We start from the raw sequence: 22,361 nt of genomic DNA, 5'->3' as shown, positions 1-22,361 counted from the left end.
TCCCGGAAGACCATCCGCCGGGAAATCGATCAGGCCAAGGCGACACCTCGTAAAGCTGGATGTCGCCTTACGGCTCCTGTGAACTGTCCTTCAACAGGGCATGGCCGCAATCAGATCATCGACGCCTTCATAGGCATAGAAACTGCCGATGTAGCCGATCACCGGCGCACCGGGCGCAATGCCGAGGTCTGCGCCAAGCCGGTCATCGCGCGGCGGCGGATCGCCGAACAGTCCCAGATCAACGCCGTTGCGCATCACATGGATGGAAGCTGCCGGGATGCCGCGCTGCACCAGATCCTGCCGCAGTCCCTCGCAGATCGTGAACAGGGCGTCGGCGCCCTTGGCCACCCGCGTTTCCAGCGCGCGGGTCAGGCGGTATTTCAGGCTGCCCTCGGTGCCCGTCAGATTGCCGACCGCGGCATCTTCCCAGAAGGCACGGATTTCATAAACGAACGGAATGCCCAGCGCCCGCGCCGCCTGGCTCGCCGCCGCACCGCACAGGGCGGGCGAATGGGCATGAATGATGTCGGGGCGCCAATCAGCAGCTAGCGCGTGGATCGCGGCCGCCAGCGCTTCGATCTCGCCCATCTCGCGCAGCGGCGGCGGGCCAGCCGGAGTGCCGGGCGTGCGGTGAAACGTCAGCCCGTCCGCCTCCTCGCGCATACCATTCAGCGCTGCCTCAAGATTATGGCGCTGCCCGGTGATCCCGCGCACCTCCAGCCCCAGCCCCTCTTGCGCCTTCATTATGGCACGGGTGCGGAAGGTGTAGCCGCTGTGGAGCGGCAAGGAATGGTCGAGCACATGCAGAACGCGGGTCATGGGCCGATCCCTATCGCAGGCGTGCTTAACGCCGCGTCAACTGCCTTGGCGTAAAGCAGCCCAAGACCCGCCGCTGGACCCGCCCGACCGATGATCGATTATTTCGCGTATGCACTGGGACATGGCCTGCTGGCCATCGCCTTGCTGCGCCTGATGCTGCGCGATGGGTTGGACGCCGACCCGCTGATCGGCGAACTCAAGGCCGAGACCGAAGGTAACCGCAAGGCGAACAGGGCTTCAGGCCGCAACGCCGCGGGGCGCGCGAAGACGGGCGGGCACGACGAAGCCGAGGGTAAGCCACCCGCCGATGCTTGATCTCTTCTTCCTCGCTTTCATCGGATATGTGCTGGTGCTTGGTCTGCGCCGCCCGTTCCTGTGGGTGCTGCTTTACGTCTATATCGATATCCTCGCGCCCCAGAGGATCGGCTATTCCGCGATTACCAGCCTGCCGTTGTCGTTGATCGCCTTTGCGGCTGCCTGCGGCGGCTGGATCGCGCTCGACCGCAAGGAAGGCGCGCGCTTCACCTTGCGGCAGGCATTGATGGTGCTGCTGCTGGCCTATTGCTTCTGGACGACAGGCCATGCCGATTTCCCGATCGAGGCCGCGACCAAGTGGGACTGGGTGTGGAAGGCGCTGCTGTTTGCGATCTTCCTCCCCCTCACCCTCACCACGCGCTTGCGGATCGAGGGGCTTGCGCTGTCGCTGCTGCTGACCGTGGCGATGATCGTGATCGCGACGGGATTGAAAGTGGTGACCGGTGGCGGCGGCTATGGCGAACTCAACTTCTTCGTCGATGACAATAGCGGGATCTATGAAAGCTCGACCTTGGCGACGGTCGCGATCGGGCTGATCCCGATGCTGTGGTGGTTCGTCAAGCACGGCACGATCTTCCCGCGGCACTGGACGGTAACGGTCTTCGCCGCCGCGCTGACATTTGCGGCCCTGCTGGTGCCGATCGGCACCGAGGCACGCACCGGCCTCCTGTGCATCGCTGCCCTGGCCGCGCTGATGCTGCGTTACACCAAGCGGCGGTTCCTGTTCATCGCGGGGGCGGGCGTGCTGGGGCTTGTCGCCCTGCCCTTCCTGCCGCAGTCTTATTACGACCGCATGTCCACCCTCGCCCAGCCGAGCGGCGATGAAAGCGCCTCGACGCGCGTGGCAGTGTGGCAATGGACGCTCGATTATGTCGCGCAAAAACCGCTCGGCGGGGGATTTGATGCGTTTCGCGGCAACAAGTTCAATTATGTGATGCCGGTCAAGCAAACCGACGGCAACACCACGACGGTCACCTATCGGCCGGTCGAGGACAAGGGCCGTGCCTACCACTCATCCTTCTTCGAGATGCTGGGCGAACAGGGCTGGCCCGGGCTGTTCATCTGGGTGGCGCTCCACCTGATCGGTCTGTGGCACATGGAGCGCATCCAGCGCCGCTGGCGGGACCGCGAGGACGAGGCCGAACGCTGGATCGCGCCATTGGCTGCCGCCTTGCAGATGAGCGCGCTGATCTATCTGGTCGGCGCAACCTTTCAGGGCATTGCCTATCAGCCGGTGATGCTGATGCTGGTGGGGCTGCAAATCGGGCTCAACACCTATTGCTTGCGAGTCGAGTCGGCGCGCGGTCTGCTGGCGCGCAGCGAGTCGCGCAAAGCGGCCATCACCGACAAGATGCGCGGTGCCGTAGCGGCATAGCGCCCGCCGCGTTCGGAGCGTTGCATAGGCCTGTGCGATGCGCCATGAAGCCGCCCACGGACAAGCGCGGCGGGCACGGGATCTCGCCGGCACATTGTGAGGAGGAGCTCCCATGAACCCGCAGGAATTGGCCGCCAAGGTCGGCGAAGTTATCGGCACCAGCGAATGGGCCGAAATGAGCCAGGAACGCATCAACCAGTTCGCCGAGGCGACCGGTGACCACCAGTTCATCCACGTCAACGAAGAGATGGCCAAGATGACCCCGTTCGGCGGGACCATCGCCCACGGCTTCCTGACCTTGTCGATGATCCCCTATCTCGGTGCCCAGGGCGGCGCCCCGCGCATCGACGGCGTGAAGATGGGCGTGAACTACGGCGGCAACAAGACGCGCTTCATCGCGCCTGTCCGCGCGGGCAAGCGCATCCGCGGCGTCTGGAAGCTGACCGAAATGGTCGAAAAGCGCCCCGGCCAGTGGCAGCAGACCTGCGAGATCACCATCGAGATCGAAGGCGAGGAAAAGCCCGCCCTGATCTGCGAATGGATCACGCAATACTTCGTGTGATTTCCAACCCTACCGTCACCCCAGCGCAAGCTGGGGCCTAGGGCCGCAAGCGCCCCACATTGCCGCATGAGGTCCCCGCTTCCGCTGGGATCACGGCATCTGCAAATACAAGGATACCCCCAACATGGCACGTGACGCCGTCATCGTCTCCACCGCCCGCACGCCGATTGGCCGTGCCTACAAGGGCGCCTTCAATGCCACACCCGGCGCCACCCTTGGCGCGCTGAGCCTCGCCCCCGCAATCGAGCGTGCGGGCATCGAAGCCGGCGCGATTGACGATGTGGTCTGGGGCGCTGTCCTCACGCAAGGCACCCAGGCCGGCAACATCGCCCGCCAGGTCGCGCTGCGCGCCGGTTGCCCTGTGGGCGTGTCGGGCCAGACCATCGACCGCCAGTGCTCGTCCGGCCTGATGGCGATTTCGACCGCGGCCAAGCAGATCATCGTCGACAACATGGATATCGTCGTCGGCGGCGGTCAGGACTCCATCTCGATGGTGCAGACCCCCGAAATGCGTGTCGCGATGGATAAGTCGCTGCTCGCCATGCACGGCAATGTCTACATGCCGATGCTGCAGACCGCCGAGACGGTCGCCAAGCGTTACAACATCAGCCGCGATGCGCAGGATGAATACGCCTACCAGTCGCAGATGCGCACCGCTGCCGCGCAGGCCGCAGGCAAGTTCGACGACGAAATCGTCCCCGTCACCACCACCATGAACGTGGTCGACAAGGAAACGAAGGAAGTCAGCCAGCGCGAATTCACGCTGACCAAGGACGAAGGCAACCGCCCCGAAACCTCGCTGGAGGGCCTCCAGAGCCTCCAGCCGGTGATGGGCCCGGGCATGAACATCACCGCCGGCAACGCCTCGCAGCTGTCGGACGGTTCCTCGGCATCCGTCCTGATGGAAGCCAAGCTTGCCGAACAGAAGGGCCTCCAGCCGCTCGGCCGCTATGTCGGCATGGCGGTCGCGGGCACCGAGCCTGACGAGATGGGCATCGGCCCGGTCTTCGCGATCCCCAAGCTGCTCAAGCAGACCGGCCTGAAGATGGACGACATCGGGCTGTGGGAACTTAACGAGGCCTTCGCCGTGCAGGTGCTCTACTGCCGGGATCAGCTGGGCATCGATAACGACATCCTCAACGTCAACGGCGGCTCGATCTCGATCGGCCACCCCTACGGCATGACCGGCGCGCGCTGCACCGGCCACGCGCTGATCGAAGGCAAGCGCCGCGGTGCCAAGTACGTGGTCGTCACCATGTGCGTTGGTGGCGGTATGGGGGCAGCTGGTCTGTTCGAGGTCTTCTAAGACGGAACATTAACTCCGCGTCGGTGCTTGCCCCTTCCGTACACTCGATACGGAGACGATGGATGAGCACTGACGCGGACATCAAAGCCAAATTCTGGAAGGCCCTCAAGAGCGACCGGACCATGTTCCTCGGCATGGCCGAAGGCGAAGATGGCCACGCCCGCCCGATGACGGCGCAGCTGGAAGACGAGCTTTACAACGAAGGCGAATATCGCGGCCCGGTGTGGTTCTTCACCTCAACCGACAATGCCCTGTATCAGCAAATCCAGCAGGCGGAATTGGCAGGCAGCCAGCCGCGCGCGATGGCGCACTTTGCCTCGAAGGGGCACGATGTGTGGGCCACCCTGCACGGCAACCTCAGCTCGACCCGCGACCGCGCGACGATTGACCGTCTGTGGAACCGTTTTGTCGCCGCGTGGTATGACGGCCAGAACGACCCCAAGATCGCGTTGATCCGCCTCGACGCCGAAGACGCCGAAATCTGGATCGACGCTTCGTCCGTGATCGCCGGGATCAAGATGCTGATCGGCATCGATCCCAAGGAAGATTACAAGGACAAGGTTGCCCAAGTGCAGCTCTGACATCGGCGACAATGATCCACGCTGGCGGCGCGGGGGGCTTTCCTCTCGCGCCGCTTGCTGTTGCTGCAAACGTCGACACCTCCCCGATCCGAAGGAAATTTCATGCGCCTACCCCTTGCCGCCCTCGCCACCCTCTGCGCGCTTTCAGGGGGGTGCAGCGGCGCCGAAACGAGCGATATCGCTCAAACCAAGACCGAAGCGGCTGCCCGCGACCAGAACGGGGCCGATACCATGGCATCGAACGATGGCGCACCTTCGGGCGAGACGATCACCGATCCGCAGCAACGCCCGGTCATGCAAATGCAGGTCGTGCTTGAACGGCTGGGGTTTGCGCCGGGGGTGATTGACGGCAAAGAGGGCGCCTCGCTCGCCAATGCGCTCAAAGGGTTCCAGGAAGCGCGCAATCTTCCCGTGACAGGCGAACTCGATGCGGCGACCCGCACCGCTCTGGCTGAATGGAGCACCATCCCCGCTACGCGCGTCGTTACAATTCCGCAGGAATGGGGGCAGATTGCCTTCGCCACGCTACCCGAAAATCCGGCCGATCAGGCCAAGCTGAAGGCGTTGGCTTACGAAAGCCTCATCGAAAAGCTGTCAGAGCGGTTTCATACCACACCCGATGTTCTGGCCCAGCTCAATCCGGGCGGACAACCTGCCGGAACCGGCGGCGCGGCAGCACCGCAGACAATGGCAACCCCGTCCGTTCCCGCCTTCGCGCCCGGCCAGACAATCCGCGTTCCGAATGTTGGCGCCGACCGCATCGACGCGGTGACGGTCGACAACAAGGAATGGCTCGAAACGCTCCGCTCGCTCGGCGTTGGCACCGACCAGCCAGCCGCGGCGCGCCTTGTGGTCGACGAATCCGAAGGTTGGCTCAAGGCCTATGACGCGGCCGACAAGCTGGTGGCAATGTTCACCGTCACCACCGGTTCCCAGCACGATCCGCTTCCGATCGGCAACTGGGGCATCAAGGGAAAGGCCTACAATCCGCCTTACGCCTATGACCCCGCATTGCTGCGAAATGCTCCGGCGAGCAACGGCAAGCATCAGCTTCCGCCCGGCCCCAACAGCCCGGTTGGCGTGGTGTGGATCGATCTCACGAAAGATCACTACGGCATCCACGGCACGCCCTCGCCCGAAACCATCGGCCGGGCCCAAAGCAATGGCTGCGTGCGTCTGACCAATTGGGATGCGGCGCGGCTGGCGCAGATGGTCAGCGGATCGACCAAGGTCGAATTTCGCAAGTAACGCGAAAAGGCCGCCGCCCCGCCTGATCGGCAGGGGCGGCGGCCAGAGCTTGTCAGCGCAAGGACACCACGTTGTCGGTCGCCTCACGCACGCGGGTGCCGTTGAACAGGCTCATCATTGGCTCGTCCGCGACGGCCACGACCTTCGCATTGCCATAGCCGTTGAAGCCGGTCTTCATCGCCGCGCCGTAAGCGCCGAGCATCCCGATCTCGATGTAATCGCCTGCCTGAATGTCCGCCGGGAGCTGGAACGGCCCCTTCATGTAATCGGCATCATCGCAGGTCGGCCCGTAGAAGGCGAAATCGGCGTTGTCCTCGATCAGGTCGTCTTCGAGCGCGCGCACCGGGAAGCGCCATGCCACATGCGCGGCATCGTAGAGTGCGCCGTAGGCACCGTCGTTGATGTACAGTTCCTCGCCGCGGCGCTTGTTCACCTGGACGATCATCGAGCTGTATTCGGCTGACAGCGCGCGGCCGGGCTCGCACCACAGCTCGGCGTTGTAGGCGATCGGCAGGGCTTCGAAATGCTTGGCGATGATCGCGAAGTAATCCTCGATCGGTGGCGGCATCAGGCCCGGATAGGCGCTGGGGAAGCCCCCGCCCACGTCGATCATGTCGATCACGACGGATGCTTCGGCGATGGCCGCACGGGTGCGATCGAGCGCCTGCACAAAGGCAAACGGGGTCATCGCCTGGCTGCCGACATGGAAGCACACGCCCAGCCAATCGCAATGCTGGCGCGCCTCGCGCAGCAGCGCGGGCGCTTCGATCAGGTCGCAACCGAACTTGCTCGCCAGCGACAGCTCCGAATATTCGGAAGACACGCGCAGACGCACGCACAGGCGCAGATCGCGCGGCGCTTCGCCGGTTTCGGGATTGCGGCAGGCGTCGATAATCTTTTCCAGCTCTTCGACCGAATCAAGGCTGAAGGTGCGCACGCCGTGCTGGAAATAGGCTTCGCTGATCGCCGCCGGGGTTTTGACCGGGTGCATGAAGCACAGCACCGCGTCCGGCAGGATGCCGCGCACCAGCCGCACCTCGGTGATCGAGGCGACATCGTAATGCGTCACGCCCGCGTCCCACAGCACGCTGATGAGATCGGGTGCCGGGTTGGCTTTGACCGCATAGAGCACCTTGCCCGGAAACTTCTCAACGAAGAAACGGGCAGCGCGCCGCGCGGCGTGCGGGCGGTTCAGAATTACGGGTTCGTCCGGACGGAGGTCGCGAACTACAGCCAATGCGTCAGGGTAAATGTGCAACTCAAGGGACCCCCAAAACGGTTTTTACAAAACCATAAAACGACAAGCTGCCTTGCGGTTTGGAAGTCCCCTTGGGGCAGCGGAAGCGCGCATCTAGGGCTTGGGGGGGATAATGCAAACGAAAAATGCGGCGTACCGGGGTGAAATGTTTCTTTTCGAAGACACCCCATAAAGCACGACCGGAATGTGACGGAAATCAGGATTTTTTTCGCGTCAGAACCCGATTTTGGGAACCTGATCGACCGTGCCCTGTTCGCTCGCATCGAGCCGGTGGAAGTCCGCCTCAGCGAATCCGAGCATTCCGGCGAACAGCACCGCCGGAAAGGATTCGCGCGCGCCGTTGAACCGGGCGACCGCAGCGTTCAGCGCGCGCCGCGCGGCTGCCAGCTTGTCTTCGACATCGGCCAGTTCATTCTGGAGCGACTGGAAGTTCGCCGAAGCCTTGAGATCGGGATAGGCCTCGCCCAAAGCGAGCAGATTGCCGAGCGCTGCTTTCAACTGCTGCTCGCTACCTGATGATGGCGCCCCGCCCGCTGCCGCATTGCGCGCCGCGATCACCGCTTCCAGCGTCGCCGATTCGTGCCCGGCGTAGCCCTTCACGGTCTCGACCAGATTGGGGATCAGGTCGTGCCGCTGGCGCAGCTGTGCATCAATATCGGCCACCCCCTGCCGCACACTTTGCCTGAGACCCACCAGCCGGTTGTAGATGCCGATCACCAGCAAGGCGGCAATCACCACTAGCCCAAGCAGCACGCCAGACGCCAAATCCATTGTCTTCCCCTTTACCAAACCGCCCCATTTGTGCTGACACAGGTTAAAGAATCGCGCGGGAGAGGCAATGCGCAACGGAACAGATGGCGTCATGCCGAGCGGGCTGGAAGATTGGCTCGCCGGGCAGGCCGATATGCGCGCGGGCGCAAAAAAGCAGGCGGCTTCGCGCTGGACCTGGGGCGCGGCGGTTGCGATGCCGGTGCTCGCCTTCATCTGGTTCAGTCCGGCCGGGCAGACATCGCTGGCACCCTTCCTGACCATCATGGCAATCGTGGCGGTCGGCTGGTGGGGTTACAACCCGATTGCCGCCGCCAGCCGGGCGATCAAAATCGGAATCAATTCGGCCATCGCGTCCAGTTACGGCGTCACCTACGAGCATGACGTCGAACCGGGGGAGGAATTCGCCGCCGCGCGGACCTATGGTCTGGTGCCGTCAGGCTATGACCGGTCAACCTTTGAAGATCGCTGGTTCGGCCGCCTGGAGGGGCATGATTTCGGGCTTTACGAAGCCCATCTTGAAGAACGCCGCGGGTCGGGCAAGCAGCAGCGCTGGGTGACGGTGTTTCGCGGCCCTGTGATCCACATGGGTTTTGGCCGCGCGTTTCATTCCACTACTCTGCTCGAACGGGCAGGCAAGCATCGCAAATGGCTGGGGCTTGGCGGAGCGAGCGACCATGTCAGCTTCGATGGCCACCGGCTTGACCGGGTCGATCAGGTGCACCCGGCCTTCGGCGATGTGTTTGCGCTGTTCAGCGACGACAGGGTCGAGGCGCGCGTGCTGGTGCACCCGACCTATGTCGAACATCTGCTGCGGTTGGAGAGCGCGTTCGAAGCGCAGGATCTGCGCGCCTTGTTCCGCCGGGGCGAGGTGATCATCGCGGTCGAAGCCGGCGATCTGTTTGAAAGCGGCGGCATGGACCCCGCCGCCGACCGGGACAATGCCGCCCGCGCCGCGCGCCAGTTTGGCGCGCTGGCGGGACTGGCGCTTGCGATCAACCAGAACGACCGCGGCCGCGTGCTGCGCGCCGATGCGCCGCCGCTGGCCGAACTCTAGCTCAACCGGTCGCGGAAATCGGCGTAGTCGAACCGCTTGATGCAATCGAGCGCGTCGGTTTCGCTGTCCCACATCCAGATCGAAGGCAGCGCAACCCCGTTGAAGGTGTTGGTCTTGACCATCGAATAATGCGCCTGATCGAGGAAGGCGAAGCGCGCACCGGGTTCTGCCGTAACCGGCAGGCGGTAATCGCCGATCACATCGCCGGCGAGGCAAGACGGCCCGCCCAGCCGTATCGGGATCATGTTCTCGTCGGCCAGCTCCCCCAGCATCGCCGGGCGATAGGGCGCTTCCAGCACATCGGGCATGTGGCAGGTGGCGCTGATATCGGTGATGCCGACCGGCACCTCGTTGAACATCGTGTCGAGCAGCGTGCCAACCAGAATACCCGCATCCAGCGCGACGGCCTCACCCGGTTCAAGGATGATCTGGCAGCCGGTGTCTTCCGCTGCATCCTTGAGGAACTCGACCAACTCGTCGCGCTGGTAATCGGCGCGGGTGATGTGGTGGCCGCCGCCCATATTGATCCATTTGAGCTGGCCGAAATAGGGCTCGATCACGTCGAACACCCGGTCCCAGGTCGCCTTCAGAGGCTCGAAATCCTGTTCGCAAAGGTTGTGGAAGTGGATGCCTTCGACGCCCTCCATATGCTCTTCGGTCAGCTGGTCGAGCGGGAAGCCGAGCCGCGATCCGGGGGCGCTGGGGTCATACTTGGCGACCTCGCCCGTCGCCACCTGCGGATTGATGCGCAGGCCAACGCTGACAGGCGCGCCGCTCGCCGCCGCATGGTCGAGGATCAATCGCGCGCGCTCGTGCTGGAAGGGCGAATTGAAGATCACGTGGTCCGAAAGCCGGCAGATTTCCTCCAGCTCTTCGGGTTTGAAGGCGGCGGAATAGGTGGCGATCTCGCCGTCGTAGAATTCGCTGGCGAGGCGCGCTTCCCACAATCCGCTGGTGGAGACGCCGTCAAGATATTCGCCAATGATAGGGGCTGCCGACCACATGCTGAACGCCTTCAGCGCAGCGAACACCTTGATATCCGCGCCGTCCGCTGCCGCCGCATCGCGCACGCCTGCCAGCACGCGGCAATTGGCGCGCAGCTTGGCCGCGTCCACCACGAAGGCGGGGCTGTCGACCCGCGACAGATCGAAATGGGCGAACGCGCCCGGATCACCGGCTTTGGTTTGCATCAGCCGAAGGGGCTCTTGAAGATCATGAATGCGCCTCCTGCTATAAGGGCGAAACCGAGAAGCTGGCTGGGTCCGGGGGTCTGCCCGAACAGCGCCCATGCCACCAATACGAAGGCTGCGAGAGATAGGACCTCCTGAATGGTCTTCAACTCGGCCAGCGAATAATGCGCGATGCCGATGCGGTTGGCTGGCACGGCGAGACAATATTCAAGCAATGCGATCCCCCAGGCAGCGCCGATCGCGGCCAGCATGCCCCACGAAGGCTGCTTGAGATGCCAGTACCACGCAACATTCATCACCACCGCTGAAGCGGCCAGCATCAGGATCGGCCAGAGCGCAGGCAGGTTGGTCATGGTCTCGCTCCTTCCGGAAGCGTCACGCGCACCACCCGCCCGCCGGCAACGTCGGTGACATAGACATGGCCGCTCTTGTCCAGCGCAAGGTCATGGCCGAGGCTGGCATTCTCGCCGGGAAGGCTGATGTCGAAAGACCCTTCGATGCGGCCATCGGCGGCGTAGACCCTCAGCACTGCGCCCGTTCGGTCGGCCCCGTCGCGGCCTTCCACGGCGAGCAATCGCCCGCCGCCCAAGGGCTTGAGGCTGTAGGTGTGGTTGCCCGCCAGCGAAGGCCATGTGGCAACCAGCTTACCGGTATGGTCATAGACCTGGATCCGGGCGTTCTCGCGGTCGGCGACATAGATATGCTTGTCATCCACGGCGACCGCATGCGCGATCCTGAAGTCGCCCCAGTCCTTGATGAACGCGCCTGCCTCATCGAACGCGGCGATGCGCGTGTTCACATAGCCATCAGCGATCAGCACCGTGTCACCGAGAAAAGCGACATCGGCGGGGCGGCCGAAATGGCTGGCGTCCTGCCCGCTTACCCCGCGCGTGCCCAGCGTTTGCTCCAGCACGCCTTCCGGGCTGAAGCGGAAGACCTGTTCATGGGCGACATCGGTGATCCACACCTTGCCTTGGCCATCGATCGAGAGGCCGTGGGGCATGATGAACTGCCCTGCCCCCCACCGCGCCAGCAAGGTGCCATCGGGCGCGAATTTGAACACGGTCGGATCGGCAATGGGCGTGGCCGGGAACGGCTCGGCCCACTTGCGTCCTGCGCGGTGGAGCACCCAGACATTGCCCTGTGCATCCACATCGACCGCGCTGACTTCACCAAATTTGGCGCCGGCCGGGATCGTCGGCCAGCCGGGATCGACGGCGAGCGCCGGCACCTGCTCGCGCGGCGGTGCAAACGCATCGCAGGCGGCGAGCGCCAGGGCCGAAAGCGCTGCCGCCCAGCCCCGCATCAGAACGCGACCGGGCCGTCCATTTCCTCGACCGTCCACGGCAGGCCGTGCTGGTTGAGCATGTCCATGAAGGGATCGGGATCGAGCTGTTCGATGTTGAACACGCCCTTCCCCTGCCAATGCCCCTGCACCATCATCGCAGCCCCGATCATGGCAGGCACCCCGGTGGTGTAGCTGACCGCCTGATTGCCGGTTTCCTCGTAAGCCGCCTCATGCGAGCAGATATTCTTGATGTAGAACGTCTTTTCGCCCGATCCGTCGAGCGCCTCGCCAGTGGCAATCACGCCGATATTGGTGTTGCCCTTGGTGGTCTCCCCCAGCGTTTCGGGCTTGGGCAGGACGGCGGCGAGGAATTGCAGCGGAATGATGTCCTTGCCCTGATACTTGACCGGCTCAATGCTGGTCATGCCGACATTCTGGAGCACGGTCAGATGCGTGATGTACTGATCGCCAAAGGTCATCCAGAACCGCGCGCGCTCCAGTTCGGGGACGAACTTGGCGAGGCTTTCCAGCTCCTCGTGATACATCAGGTACATGTTCTTGGGGCCGACCGCTTCGAAGTCGAAGGCGACCTTGTTCGACATGGCGGGCGTTTCCACCCATGCACCGTTTTCCCAGTGACGCGCGGGCGCGGTCACTTCGCGGATGTTGATTTCAGGGTTGAAGTTGGTGGCGAAATGCTGGCCGTGATCGCCGCCGTTGCAATCGAGAATATCGAGCTGGCGAATGGTCTTTAGCTTGTGCTTCTTCAGCCACATGGTGAAGACGCTGGTCACGCCCGGATCGAAGCCCGACCCCAACAGCGCCATCAGGCCGGCATCGGCATAGCGATCCTGATAGGCCCACTGCCAGTGATACTCGAACTTGGCCTCGTCCTTGGGCTCGTAGTTGGCGGTATCGAGGTAATCGACGCCCGCTTCAAGGCAGGCATCCATGATCGGCAGATCCTGATAGGGCAGGGCGAGGTTCACCACCAACCCTGCGCCAGTCTTGCGGATCAGATTGACCATCGCCGGGACTTCTTCGGCATCGATCTCATAAGTCGCAATATCGCGCCCGCAGCGCTCCTTGACGGATGCGGCAATCGCATCGCACTTCGATTTGGTGCGGCTCGCCAAGTGGATTTCGGGAAAGATGTCCGGGTTAAACGCCATCTTGTGGACGCACACCGAACTCACCCCGCCGGCACCAATGACAAGAACGGTGCGGGATTTGTCTGCCGACATGGTAGGAACCTTTCGTGATTGGGTGCGAATCTTGCGCCGCGCATACTCGAATGCACGAACGGGGACAAATGATCCAAGCTGATGTCAGAATGCCCACCACCGACGGCGTGCACGCCGCGGCCAAAGCAGTTTCCGCAATCCTGCCGCCCACCCCGCTGCTGCCGGTCGAAATCGGCGGCGTGAGCGCTTTTGTGAAGGCAGATAACCTCCAGCCGATCGGATCGTTCAAGATCAGAGGCGCGTGGTGGCGATTATCCTCGTTGACGCCCGAGGAGCGCGCGGGCGGCGTGGTGGCGGTGTCATCGGGCAACCACGCGCAAGGCGTCGCCTGGAGCGCACGGCGGCTGGGGATCAGCGCGACCATCGTGATGCCGCATGATGCGCCTGAGGTGAAGCTAGCGAACACCCGCGCGCTTGGGGCCGAGGTGGTGCTGTATCAACGACCCCAAGAGGATCGTGATGCTGTCGCCGCGCGCTTGATCGATCAGCGCGGCGGAACGCTGGTTCACGCCTTCGGCGATCCGTGGGTGATCGAAGGTCAGGGCAGCGCCGCGATCGAAATCGCCGCGCAACTGGGGCGCGCCCCCAGCCGCATCATCGCCTGCTGCGGCGGCGGCGGGCTGGCAGCCGGGCTGGCGCTGGGGGCGCCCGACAGCGCAATCTACCCGGTCGAGCCGGTGGGATGGGACATGGTCGGACAGGCAATGGCCAATGGCGAACTCGTCCACGCCGCGCCCGATGCGCCCAAAACCATTTGCGACGCGCTGCAACCCAATATCACCAAACCGCTCAATCTCAGCCTGCTCAAAGGCCGGGCCGAGCCGGGCGTGACCGTCACGGATGCCGAGGTGCGCACTGCTCAGCGCTTCGCCTTTACCAATCTGAGGCTGGTGCTCGAGCCCGGCGGCGCCGCGGCACTGGCGGCAGCACTGGCGGGCAAGGTGCCGGTGGACGCGGGCACCGTCATCATGCTGACCGGCGGCAATGCCGATCCGGCAGCCTATGCGGCGACGATTGCGGGCCAGGACTAGACCTGTGGAAAGCGTCACATAGCCGACACCTGCGCGCCATATTGAACGCCTGACCTTATGCAAAGGACTGGGCAGGCGATGGCGACACAGGCGGCAACACAGGCGAAACGGATCATCGAGGAAGCCGTCATCCGCAAGGATGCAAAGGTCGGCGACAAGCTGCTCGACAAGGCCTTCGCGCTCGCCTTCAAAGGCCTTGTCTATGCCCAGATCTGGGAAGACCCGGTGGTCGACATGGAAGGTCTGGCGATCCAGCCCGATAGCCGCGTGATGTGCATCGCCAGCGGCAGCTGCAACGCGCTGTCCTACCTCACCGCGAACCCTGAAAGCGTGACAGCGGTTGACCTCAACCATGCCCATGTCGCGCTCGGGCGGCTCAAGATCGCAGCGATCCGCCACCTGCCCAATTACGAACGCTTCCACCGCTTCTTCGCGCAAGGCGATCACAAGGAAAACGCCGAGGTCTATCGCACCATGATCGCGCCGCATCTTGATCTGGTCAGCCGCGCCTATTGGGAAAAGCGCGACCTGCGGGGGCGGCGGCGCATTTCCTACTTCACGCGCGGGATTTACCGGCAGGGATTGCTCGGCAATTTCATCGGCTTGGCGCATGTTTTTGCCAAGGCATACAAGATCGACCTCGGCAAACTGCTCGAAGCGCAAACACTGGAAGAACAGCGCGCCGTGTTCGAGCGCGAGCTTGTGCCCGTGTTCGAAAAGAGGTTCATCCGCTGGCTGACCGATCAGCCCGCCTCGCTGTTCGGCCTCGGCATTCCGCCCGCCCAGTTCGAACATCTCGCGGGCGACGAACGCATGGCCGAGGTGCTGCGGCGCCGCTTGGAAAAGCTCGCCTGTGATTTTGCGATCAAGGACAACTACTTTACCTGGCAGGCCTTCGGGCGCGGCTATGACCGGTCAGCCGATGCGCCGCTGCCGCCCTATCTTCAGCGCCGTCATTGGGAGGCAATGAAGGAACGGGTCGACCGGCTCGACGTAACGCGCGCCAATATGGTGGGCTGGATCGGCGCGCGCGAGGCAGCGAGCATGGACCGCTTCGTGCTGCTCGATGCGCAGGACTGGATGAATAACGCACAGCTTGATGATCTGTGGGCCAGGATCACACGCGCCAGCCGCCCCGGCGCGCGCGTGCTGTTCCGCACCGCTGCCGAGCCAAGCCTGCTGCCGGGCCGGCTGGACGATGCGATCCTTGCAAAGTGGCGCTATCTTGAAGACACGTCCGCCGATCTCACCCGCCGTGATCGGTCGTCGATTTACGGCGGCGTGCACGTGTACGAGCTGGCCTGATGGCCAGCATCAATCACGCGGCGCTGATGGACGAGGTCTATCGCGGGCAGCGCCATATCTATGATCTCACCCGCAAGTATTACCTGTTCGGGCGTGACACGCTGATCGCCGGAATGGATGTGCAGCCCGGCATGCGGGTGCTGGAGGTCGCCTGCGGCACCGGGCGCAATCTGGCGAAGGTGGGCAAGGCATGGCCGGGGGCACGATTGTTCGGCCTCGATATCTCGGCCGAAATGCTCAAAAGCGCGCGCGCAGCGCTCGGGGCCGAGGCGCGGCTGGGTGAAGGCGATGCCTGCACGTTCGATCCGCAAGCCCTGCTGGGCGAGCCAGCGTTCGAACGGATCGTGCTGTCCTATTCCTTGTCGATGATCCCAGATTGGGAAGCCGCGCTGGATCATGCGGCCAGCCTGCTGGTCGGTGGCGGATCGCTGCATGTGGTCGACTTTGGCGACCTTCAAGGGCTGCCTCGCCCGCTCCAGACCCTGCTTGGGGGGTGGCTTGCCAGGTTTCACGTGAAACCCCGCACCGCTTTGCCGGCTGCTGCCACCCGCATAGCAGCGGCGCACGGATTGCGGCTGGAAAGCCGGCGCGGCCCGCTCGGCTACTATCAGCTGCACGTTTTGGCCGCGAACCGCGCTGAAGCCTGACGACGCCCTTGCGCTTAGGGCACTGCCGACAGCGGCGCGCCTTCCACCATCTCTCCGCCCAGCGCGCGGTAGAGCGCGACGCGGTTGCTGGCTTCGATCAGCTGCGTGGCCAGCAGCGTGCGCTGCGCCTGATAGAGCGAACGCTGTGCATCAAGGCTGTTCAGGAAGGAATCGATGCCGCCCCGGTAACGCATTTCGGTGAGCTGGAAAGTGTCCTGCGCCGCATCCACGAACGCGCGGTCGGCCTGCAACTGCTCGGTAATCGTGCCGCGCCGTGCCAGCGCATCAGCCACATCGCGGAAGGCCGCTTGGATCGCCGCCTCGTAGCCTGCCACAGCCGCATCGCGTTGGGCTTCGGATTGCGCGACGCCCGCCCGTGCTGCGCCGCCTGCAAACAGCGAGTAACGCACATTCGCTCCGGTGGAGTAGTTGAACGCCGCGCCCGTCACCAGATTGGACAGCATGTTGCTGGACAAACCAGCGAGGCCGGTCAGCGTGATGCGCGGAAACAGCGCCGCCCGCGCCGCACCGATATCGGCATTGGCGGCGCGCAGCTCGTATTCGGCCTGCACCACATCGGGGCGGCGCAGCAGAACCGCCGAATCGACACCGGCTGGCAGCGCCCGCACGGCATCCTGCGCATCGGTGATCGATGACGGCAGCAAGGCCGCATCCACCGGAGCACCGACCAGCAGTTGCAGCGCGTTCATGTCCTGCGCCAGCGCGGTTTTCTGCCGCGCAACATCCGCCTGCGCTGTGGCAAGGATCTGTTCGGCCTGGCGCAGGTCGGTGCGCGGGGCGATCCCCCCATCAAGCCGCAGCTGGGTCAATTTGATCCGTTCACGCGCATTGTCAGCCGTTTCCTCGGCGAGCTTCAGCAGCGATTGGTCCGCAGCATAGGTCAGCCACGCATCGGCCACATCGCCCACCAGCGTCAGCCGGGTTGCCCGCGCTGCGGCCTCAGTCCCGAAATAGCGATTGAGCGCGGCATCAGACAACGACTTCAACCGCCCGAACAGGTCGATCTCGAAAGCTGTCGTGCTGACATCGGCGGTGTAACGCCGCCCGGCCGTCGAGCGGCTGGCGGCAGGATCATTGCCGATGTCGATATCCTGATTGCGGTTCTGGTTGGCCGTGCCGTTGTCGAACTGCGTCCGGCCCGCCGCCGCGGAAATCTGGGGCATTTGCGCGCCCTGCTGGATACGGAATTGCGCGCGGGCCGCTTCGATATTGGCGGCAGCAACGCGCAGATTGCGGTTGTTGGCCAGCGCCTGCTCGATCACTTTTGCGAGACGCGGATCAGCGAACACCTCACGGTAGCTCATCACCGGCAGCGCATCTTCGCTCTGCGCCAGATAGGCATCGCCCACCGGCCATGACGAAGGGACAGGCAGGTCCGGCTGGACATATTTGGGCGCCATCGAACAGCCGGGCAGCAGAGCCAGCGCAAGCAAGACAGTCGCCCTCACGCCCCGCCCCCGATCTGCGGGGCAGCAGGCGGCGTGCCCTCGCCGATATGCAGTTTCTTGAGGGTGTCGCGCGTGGTCCGGCGGACCAACACGAAGAACAGCGGGATGAAGAAGATCGCCAGCACAGTCGCGGTCAGCATCCCGCCGATCACCGAGGTGCCGATTGCGATGCGGCTGTTTGCCCCGGCGCCGCTCGATAGGGCCAGCGGCAGCACACCGAAGATGAACGCAAGACTGGTCATCAGGATCGGCCGCAGGCGCAGGCGTGCCGCTTCCAGCGCAGCATCAATCACCCGCGCGCCGCGCTTTTCTGCTTGCTCGGCAAATTCGATCACGAGGATCGCGTTCTTGGCCGCCAGCCCCATCGTGGTGAGCAGACCGATCTGCAAATAGACATCGTTTTCAAGTCCGCGCAGGGTCACCGCAAAGACGGCACCGACCAGCCCCAGCGGGATGACCAGCAACACCGCGACCGGAATTGTCCAGCTTTCATACAAAGCTGCAAGACACAGAAACACCACGAGTAGCGACAGGCCATAGAGCAGCGGCGCTTGCCCGGAGGACAAGCGTTCCTGAAACGACAATCCGGACCATGCAACGCTGACGCCTTCGATTTCCCGCGCAAGCTCCTCGATCCGGTCCATCGCCGCGCCCGAGCTCTCGCCCGGCGCTGCCTCGCCTTCAAACTGGAAGCTGGGATACCCCTGAAACCGGGACAAGGTCGTGGGCGATGTCGACCAGCGGGTGCGCGCAAAGGACGAGAACGGCGCCATTTGCCCGTCACTGCCGCGCACGAACCACCGGCCGATATCATCCGGCGTGGCCCGATAGGGCGCATCGGCCTGAACGAACACACGCTTCACACGGCCCCGGTCGATGAAATCATTGACATATTGCCCGCCCCACGCGGCCGACAAGGTGGTGTTAACATCTGCCTGATTGAGGCCCAGCGAAGCCAGCGCAGGTTGATCAATATCCACTTGCAGCGTCTGCACATCGGGCAGTTCGCCAAGCCGGACGCCTGACAGCAGGGGATCGCCCTCAGCCAGTTCCAGCAACTTGTCGCGCGCTGAGGCAAATTCCTCGCGGCTCATCCCGCTGGTGTTCTGCAATTGCAGGCTGAAACCGTTGGTCTGGCCAAGCCCGCGAATGGCCGCGGGCACCAGCACATTGACCTGCGCATCGCGAAAGGCCGAAAACGCCTTGGTCGCGCGTTCACTGATACCGCCCGCAGAATTTTCGGCACCGGCGCGCTGCGACCAATCGACGAAATTGACGAAACCCTGCCCGGTATTCTGCCCCGCGGCGCCCTGCCCGCCGCCAGCAACGCTGAACATCACCGCGATATTCTTGCGCTCGTCATTGAGCATGTATTTTTCGATGGCGAGCTGCACTTCGCGCGTTCGCCCTTGCGTTGCCCCTGCCGGCAGGCGGAATTGCAAGCGCGCCGCGCCCTGATCCTCGGTCGGCAGAAAACCGGTCGGCAACCGCACAAACAAAGCGGCGAGCAGCACCAGCACGGCTGCGTAGATCGCCAGAAACAACCACTTGCGATCCACCACCCGCGCCACCGCGGTGACATAGCGGTCCGTGCTGCGCGCAAAGCCATTGTTGAACCCGTCGCGCGCCCGCGCCAGTTTTGCAGCGCCCCACGGCCATTTGCGTCGCAGAACGCTCATCTGGTCAGCGTCGCCGTGCTTTTTCTGCTTCAGCAAGGTTGCCGTGAGCGCCGGGCTGAGGATCAGCGCCACCAACGCCGACAGCACCATCGCCGACACAATCGTGATTGAAAACTGACGATAGATTACCCCGGTCGACCCGCCGAAAAACGCCATGGGCAGGAAGACGGCCGACAGCACCACGGCGATCGCCACCAGCGCGACCTGGATCTCCGCCATCGACTGGATGGTCGCTTCCTTGGGGGTCATGTCGGGATTTTCTTCGAGCAACCGCTCGACATTTTCGACAACGACGATCGCATCGTCGACCAGCAGACCGATGGCCAGCACAAGGCCAAACAGGGTCAATGTGTTGATCGAGAAATCGGCGAGGTAGAAAACCGCAAACGTCCCCAGCAACACCACTGGCACCGCAATCGTCGGGATCAGGGTTGCCCGCCAGCTTTGCAGGAACACGAACATGACGATGATAACGAGGATGATCGCTTCGATCAGCGTCTGCACCACCTCGTCGATCGACAGGCGGATAAAGGCCGTCGTATCGTTTGCATAGGCGACGTTGTAACCGGGCGGAAAGGTCGCTTTGGCATCCGCCACAGCCTGCTTGATCAGATCCGCCGTGGCCAGTGCATCCGCGCCGGGAGCCAGCGAGATGCCCAGCCCTGCGCCAGGATGGCCATTGATCCGGCTGGAGGCGGAATAGTTTTCCGCACCCAGTTCCACCCGCGCGACATCGGCGAGCCGGACAATCGCACCGCTCTGTTCCGATTTGAGGATGATCGCCTTGAACTCGTCGACAGTGCGCAGCCGTGATTGCGACGTCACCGTAGCGTTGAGCCGGTTGCTATCAGGCTGGGGCAGGCCGCCCACCTCGCCTGCGGCAACCTCGGTGTTCTGGTTGCGGATCGCGGTCACCACATCACCGGGCATCAGCCCGACCGACGCCAACCGGTCCGGATCGAGCCAGATGCGCATGGCATAGGGCGAACCGAAGACATTGGTTTCCCCCACCCCTTCGATGCGCGACAATGTGTCTTGCAGATTGGAGACGAGGAAGTCCGAAACGTCGATATTGGTGCTGCGATCGGTCTCGTCATAGACGCCGACGATCATCAGGAAATCGGGGTTGGATTTGGTAACCCGCAGGCCCTGCTGCTGCACCTGTTGCGGCAGCCGGGCAAGCGCCTGCTGCACCTGGTTCTGCACCTGCACCTGCGCGATGTCGGGATCGGTGCCTTTTTCAAAGGTAGCGCTGATCGTCACCTGCCCGCGCGAGGTGGAGCTGGAACTGAAGTAGAGCAGTCCATCGATCCCGGTCAGCTGCTGTTCGATGATCTGGGTGACGCTGTTTTCCAGGGTATCAGCCGACGCGCCGGGGAAAGTCGCGCGGATATTGACCTGTGGCGGAGCAACATCGGGGTATTGCTCGACCGGCAGCAGATAAATGGCACCCACGCCGGCCAGCATGGTGATGATGGCGAGCACCCAGGCAAAAATCGGCCGTTCGATGAAAATGCGCGACATGGCTGCGGGTCAGCCCTTGGTGTCGGACTTGGGCGCAGCGATCACCTGCGGCTTGCTTGCCGGAACAGGACGGATCGGAGCGCCGGGCCTGATCTTGGCCAGCCCCTGCACGATGACCTTGTCGCCCGGTTGCAATCCACTGGTCACCACCCAATCCGCGCCAACGGCACGGTCAGCTGTGACTTTGCGTTCAGTTGCCTTGTTGCCGGCATCCACGACAAAGACGCTGGCCTCGCCCCGCGCGTTGCGGGTGACGGCGGCCTGCGGCACAAGGATCGCCCCGGTGTTGATCGCCTGATCGAAACGCGCCCGCACGAACATGCCGGGCAACAACAGGCCGTCGGGATTGGGGAAACGCGCACGCAAAGTCACAGTGCCGGTGGATGCGTTGACCATGACCTCAGAGAATTGCACCGCGCCGCGCGGCCCATATTCTGTGCCATCTTCAAGTATCAACCTCACCGATGTGCTCGCCGGAACCGCGCCGCCGCCTTCCGTCAGCGACCGGCGCAGCGCGAGAAGATCGGCGCTCGATTGCTGAATATCCACAAAGACCGGGTCAACACCCTGGATGACGGCCAGCGGTTCCGCCTGATTGCCGGTGACCAGCGCACCGACGGTAAACAGAGAACGCCCGATGCGCCCGGTGATCGGCGCAGGCACGCGAGTGAACTGCAAATTGACATTGGCGGTCTGCACCTGCGCGCGGACCTGTTGCACGGCCGCCTCGGCCTGACGCGCGGCGGCAACCGCATCGGTGTATTCCTGCATCCCGACTGCCTGCGCCTCGGCCAGCGGCTTCAGCCTTTCGGCCCGAAGGCGGGTGGCTTCGGCATTGGCCCTCGCGCTGTTCAGGTTGGCGTTTGCCTCTGCCGTTGCAGCGCGGAACAGACGCGGATCGATTTCATACAAGGTCTGCCCGGCCCGAACGATCGAGCCTTCGTCAAACAGGCGCCGCTTGATGAGCCCCGATACCTGCGGGCGAACCTCTGACATTTCGAACGCTGCAATCCGCCCGGCCAGTTCAACCGCGACGGGCACCGAGCTTGCCGCAACCACAACATACCCCACCTCGGGGACTGGACGCTTTCGGGCCTGATCATCATCGCCGCCAGAACAACTGGCAAGCAGCAATGCTGCCAGACCGGCCTGGACAAAATGGGGGATCAGAGTTCGGCTTGAACCAAGGAGAGGAAGAATGGTGCGCTCGCAGGACAGGGGCTGGACGACAAATACGGGTTACCGCAGATATGCAGATAAATGCTGATAGCCCAAGTTGGTGCCTGCGCCGCAACATTTTTTGCATCGCATCATCTTTGGCGGATCAAGCGCCGACAACCGGCGTACCAGGTGTCAGAGCACTGCCAGGAATTGGAATGAGCCTGCGGTTCGATCACTGGGCAGCGTGGCCTAAGATTTTCATCTAGGTGGAGATCATCCATCTTGGCAGACACATTGGCAGACACACACGCGGGACTTTTGGCCTGCGTTCGTATCTTGCGTGGCAAGGACGTCAGATTCGACTTTGTGGAGATCATCCATCCGGACAGGATCGAGGCATGCCATCCCGCTTCTCGGCTTAGTCATGGCCGAGCAATGTATCCATCTGGTGAAGGCCGCGGTGTGACGCCGACCGTCGCGTAGCGCGGTTTAGGCGGCGATTGCTGCGGCGCGCGGCGCCCAGTTCCACGGCAG

19 protein-coding genes and 1 pseudogene are annotated in these 22,361 nt (G+C 63.5%); 10 read left to right on the top strand and 10 right to left on the bottom strand.

Annotation, left to right across the window (positions count from 1 at the left end; all coding sequences use genetic code 11):
- Positions 1-96: 96 nt before the first annotated feature.
- Positions 97-819, bottom strand: a pseudogene (locus C0V72_RS14020) (glycosyltransferase); the annotation flags it as partial.
- Between the two features lie 90 nt (positions 820-909).
- Here C0V72_RS14020 and C0V72_RS14015 point away from each other — a divergent pair.
- The 6 genes from C0V72_RS14015 to C0V72_RS13990 all read left to right on the top strand — a co-directional run bounded on the left by C0V72_RS14015 (position 910) and on the right by C0V72_RS13990 (position 6,206).
- Positions 910-1,134, top strand: coding sequence for a hypothetical protein (locus C0V72_RS14015; protein ID WP_101794763.1), 225 nt, complete (start codon positions 910-912; stop codon positions 1,132-1,134).
- Positions 1,127-2,509, top strand: coding sequence for a DUF5935 domain-containing protein (locus C0V72_RS14010; protein WP_101794762.1), 1,383 nt, complete (start codon positions 1,127-1,129; stop codon positions 2,507-2,509). The genes C0V72_RS14015 and C0V72_RS14010 overlap by 8 nt, the downstream gene beginning before the upstream one ends.
- 112 nt (positions 2,510-2,621) lie before the next feature.
- A complete protein-coding gene (locus C0V72_RS14005) occupies positions 2,622-3,071 on the top strand; it encodes a MaoC family dehydratase (protein WP_067401388.1) in 450 nt (149 codons plus the stop codon).
- Positions 3,072-3,195: 124 nt separating this feature from the next.
- On the top strand, positions 3,196-4,377 hold the full coding sequence (locus C0V72_RS14000; RefSeq protein ID WP_101794761.1) for an acetyl-CoA C-acyltransferase: 1,182 nt from the start codon (positions 3,196-3,198) through the stop codon (positions 4,375-4,377).
- Between the two features lie 62 nt (positions 4,378-4,439).
- The gene (locus C0V72_RS13995; protein ID WP_101794760.1) at positions 4,440-4,958 is read left to right on the top strand and encodes a pyridoxamine 5'-phosphate oxidase family protein; all 519 of its coding nucleotides are present in this window, start codon (positions 4,440-4,442) and stop codon (positions 4,956-4,958) included.
- A 102-nt stretch (positions 4,959-5,060) separates the two neighbouring features.
- Positions 5,061-6,206, top strand: a complete 1,146-nt coding sequence (locus tag C0V72_RS13990; RefSeq protein WP_101794759.1) for a L,D-transpeptidase family protein — start codon at positions 5,061-5,063, stop codon at positions 6,204-6,206.
- A 52-nt stretch (positions 6,207-6,258) separates the two neighbouring features.
- Here C0V72_RS13990 and C0V72_RS13985 read toward each other — a convergent pair whose 3' ends face one another.
- Both C0V72_RS13985 and C0V72_RS13980 read right to left on the bottom strand, forming a co-directional pair.
- Positions 6,259-7,464 carry a type III PLP-dependent enzyme gene (locus C0V72_RS13985; protein WP_101794758.1) on the bottom strand — a complete coding sequence of 402 codons (1,206 nt, stop codon included), beginning with the start codon at positions 7,462-7,464 and terminating at the stop codon, positions 6,259-6,261.
- A 213-nt stretch (positions 7,465-7,677) separates the two neighbouring features.
- Complete coding sequence (locus C0V72_RS13980; protein ID WP_172439036.1) at positions 7,678-8,235, bottom strand: LemA family protein; 558 nt, start codon at positions 8,233-8,235, stop codon at positions 7,678-7,680.
- Between the two features lie 67 nt (positions 8,236-8,302).
- Here C0V72_RS13980 and C0V72_RS13975 point away from each other — a divergent pair, with 67 nt between their 5' ends.
- A complete protein-coding gene (locus C0V72_RS13975; RefSeq protein ID WP_101794757.1) occupies positions 8,303-9,289 on the top strand; it encodes a DUF3137 domain-containing protein in 987 nt (328 codons plus the stop codon).
- Here the strand turns inward: C0V72_RS13975 and C0V72_RS13970 are convergent.
- Genes C0V72_RS13970 through C0V72_RS13955 form a run of 4 tightly spaced genes read right to left on the bottom strand, consistent with a single transcriptional unit; the run spans position 9,286 to position 13,011 of the window.
- Positions 9,286-10,479 (bottom strand): carboxynorspermidine decarboxylase, encoded by a 1,194-nt coding sequence (locus tag C0V72_RS13970; RefSeq protein ID WP_101794756.1) that lies wholly within the window; start codon positions 10,477-10,479, stop codon positions 9,286-9,288. The genes C0V72_RS13975 and C0V72_RS13970 overlap by 4 nt on opposite strands.
- Positions 10,479-10,832 carry a DMT family protein gene (locus C0V72_RS13965; RefSeq protein ID WP_101794755.1) on the bottom strand — a complete coding sequence of 118 codons (354 nt, stop codon included), beginning with the start codon at positions 10,830-10,832 and terminating at the stop codon, positions 10,479-10,481. The genes C0V72_RS13970 and C0V72_RS13965 overlap by 1 nt, the downstream gene beginning before the upstream one ends.
- Positions 10,829-11,785 carry a peptidyl-alpha-hydroxyglycine alpha-amidating lyase family protein gene (locus C0V72_RS13960; protein ID WP_101794754.1) on the bottom strand — a complete coding sequence of 319 codons (957 nt, stop codon included), beginning with the start codon at positions 11,783-11,785 and terminating at the stop codon, positions 10,829-10,831. The genes C0V72_RS13965 and C0V72_RS13960 overlap by 4 nt, the downstream gene beginning before the upstream one ends.
- The gene (locus tag C0V72_RS13955) at positions 11,785-13,011 is read right to left on the bottom strand and encodes a saccharopine dehydrogenase family protein (RefSeq protein ID WP_101794753.1); all 1,227 of its coding nucleotides are present in this window, start codon (positions 13,009-13,011) and stop codon (positions 11,785-11,787) included. The genes C0V72_RS13960 and C0V72_RS13955 overlap by 1 nt, the downstream gene beginning before the upstream one ends.
- Before the next feature lie 68 nt (positions 13,012-13,079).
- Here C0V72_RS13955 and C0V72_RS13950 point away from each other — a divergent pair, with 68 nt between their 5' ends.
- The 3 genes from C0V72_RS13950 to C0V72_RS13940 all read left to right on the top strand — a co-directional run bounded on the left by C0V72_RS13950 (position 13,080) and on the right by C0V72_RS13940 (position 15,994).
- The gene (locus C0V72_RS13950) at positions 13,080-14,042 is read left to right on the top strand and encodes a threonine ammonia-lyase (RefSeq protein WP_101794752.1); all 963 of its coding nucleotides are present in this window, start codon (positions 13,080-13,082) and stop codon (positions 14,040-14,042) included.
- Positions 14,043-14,120: 78 nt separating this feature from the next.
- Positions 14,121-15,347: a DUF3419 family protein gene (locus C0V72_RS13945; RefSeq protein ID WP_101794751.1), complete on the top strand. Its 1,227-nt coding sequence runs from the start codon at positions 14,121-14,123 to the stop codon at positions 15,345-15,347.
- Entirely contained in the window at positions 15,347-15,994 is a 648-nt protein-coding gene (locus C0V72_RS13940; protein ID WP_172439035.1) for a class I SAM-dependent methyltransferase, read from the top strand. Before C0V72_RS13945 ends, C0V72_RS13940 begins: the two co-directional genes overlap by 1 nt.
- 14 nt (positions 15,995-16,008) lie before the next feature.
- Here C0V72_RS13940 and C0V72_RS13935 read toward each other — a convergent pair whose 3' ends face one another.
- The 3 genes from C0V72_RS13935 to C0V72_RS13925 are packed head-to-tail and all read right to left on the bottom strand — an operon-like array spanning position 16,009 to position 21,800.
- On the bottom strand, positions 16,009-17,415 hold the full coding sequence (locus C0V72_RS13935; RefSeq protein WP_233999961.1) for an efflux transporter outer membrane subunit: 1,407 nt from the start codon (positions 17,413-17,415) through the stop codon (positions 16,009-16,011).
- Positions 17,416-17,459: 44 nt separating this feature from the next.
- On the bottom strand, positions 17,460-20,666 hold the full coding sequence (locus tag C0V72_RS13930; protein WP_101794749.1) for a multidrug efflux RND transporter permease subunit: 3,207 nt from the start codon (positions 20,664-20,666) through the stop codon (positions 17,460-17,462).
- 9 nt (positions 20,667-20,675) lie between these two features.
- Positions 20,676-21,800: an efflux RND transporter periplasmic adaptor subunit gene (locus C0V72_RS13925; RefSeq protein WP_101794748.1), complete on the bottom strand. Its 1,125-nt coding sequence runs from the start codon at positions 21,798-21,800 to the stop codon at positions 20,676-20,678.
- Positions 21,801-22,361: the final 561 nt, after the last annotated feature.

The organism is Porphyrobacter sp. TH134 (genome assembly GCF_002855495.1).
In the GTDB taxonomy this organism is placed as follows: domain Bacteria; phylum Pseudomonadota; class Alphaproteobacteria; order Sphingomonadales; family Sphingomonadaceae; genus Erythrobacter.
Note: the sequence above shows the minus strand (reverse complement) of the source record. Positions and strands in the feature narration are given on the sequence as shown.

Excerpts from the sequence above, each read along its gene's own strand:
- C0V72_RS14015 (WP_101794763.1), top strand. The coding sequence starts at position 910 with ATGATCGATTATTTCGCGTATGCACTGGGACATGGCCTGCTGGCCATC.
- C0V72_RS14010 (WP_101794762.1), top strand. The coding sequence starts at position 1,127 with ATGCTTGATCTCTTCTTCCTCGCTTTCATCGGATATGTGCTGGTGCTT.
- C0V72_RS14005 (WP_067401388.1), top strand. The coding sequence starts at position 2,622 with ATGAACCCGCAGGAATTGGCCGCCAAGGTCGGCGAAGTTATCGGCACC.
- C0V72_RS14000 (WP_101794761.1), top strand. The coding sequence starts at position 3,196 with ATGGCACGTGACGCCGTCATCGTCTCCACCGCCCGCACGCCGATTGGC.
- C0V72_RS13995 (WP_101794760.1), top strand. The coding sequence starts at position 4,440 with ATGAGCACTGACGCGGACATCAAAGCCAAATTCTGGAAGGCCCTCAAG.
- C0V72_RS13990 (WP_101794759.1), top strand. The coding sequence starts at position 5,061 with ATGCGCCTACCCCTTGCCGCCCTCGCCACCCTCTGCGCGCTTTCAGGG.
- C0V72_RS13980 (WP_172439036.1), bottom strand. The coding sequence starts at position 8,235 with ATGGATTTGGCGTCTGGCGTGCTGCTTGGGCTAGTGGTGATTGCCGCC.
- C0V72_RS13975 (WP_101794757.1), top strand. The coding sequence starts at position 8,303 with ATGCGCAACGGAACAGATGGCGTCATGCCGAGCGGGCTGGAAGATTGG.
- C0V72_RS13970 (WP_101794756.1), bottom strand. The coding sequence starts at position 10,479 with ATGCAAACCAAAGCCGGTGATCCGGGCGCGTTCGCCCATTTCGATCTG.
- C0V72_RS13965 (WP_101794755.1), bottom strand. The coding sequence starts at position 10,832 with ATGACCAACCTGCCTGCGCTCTGGCCGATCCTGATGCTGGCCGCTTCA.
- C0V72_RS13960 (WP_101794754.1), bottom strand. The coding sequence starts at position 11,785 with ATGCGGGGCTGGGCGGCAGCGCTTTCGGCCCTGGCGCTCGCCGCCTGC.
- C0V72_RS13955 (WP_101794753.1), bottom strand. The coding sequence starts at position 13,011 with ATGTCGGCAGACAAATCCCGCACCGTTCTTGTCATTGGTGCCGGCGGG.
- C0V72_RS13950 (WP_101794752.1), top strand. The coding sequence starts at position 13,080 with ATGATCCAAGCTGATGTCAGAATGCCCACCACCGACGGCGTGCACGCC.
- C0V72_RS13945 (WP_101794751.1), top strand. The coding sequence starts at position 14,121 with ATGGCGACACAGGCGGCAACACAGGCGAAACGGATCATCGAGGAAGCC.
- C0V72_RS13940 (WP_172439035.1), top strand. The coding sequence starts at position 15,347 with ATGGCCAGCATCAATCACGCGGCGCTGATGGACGAGGTCTATCGCGGG.
- C0V72_RS13935 (WP_233999961.1), bottom strand. The coding sequence starts at position 17,415 with ATGGCGCCCAAATATGTCCAGCCGGACCTGCCTGTCCCTTCGTCATGG.
- C0V72_RS13930 (WP_101794749.1), bottom strand. The coding sequence starts at position 20,666 with ATGTCGCGCATTTTCATCGAACGGCCGATTTTTGCCTGGGTGCTCGCC.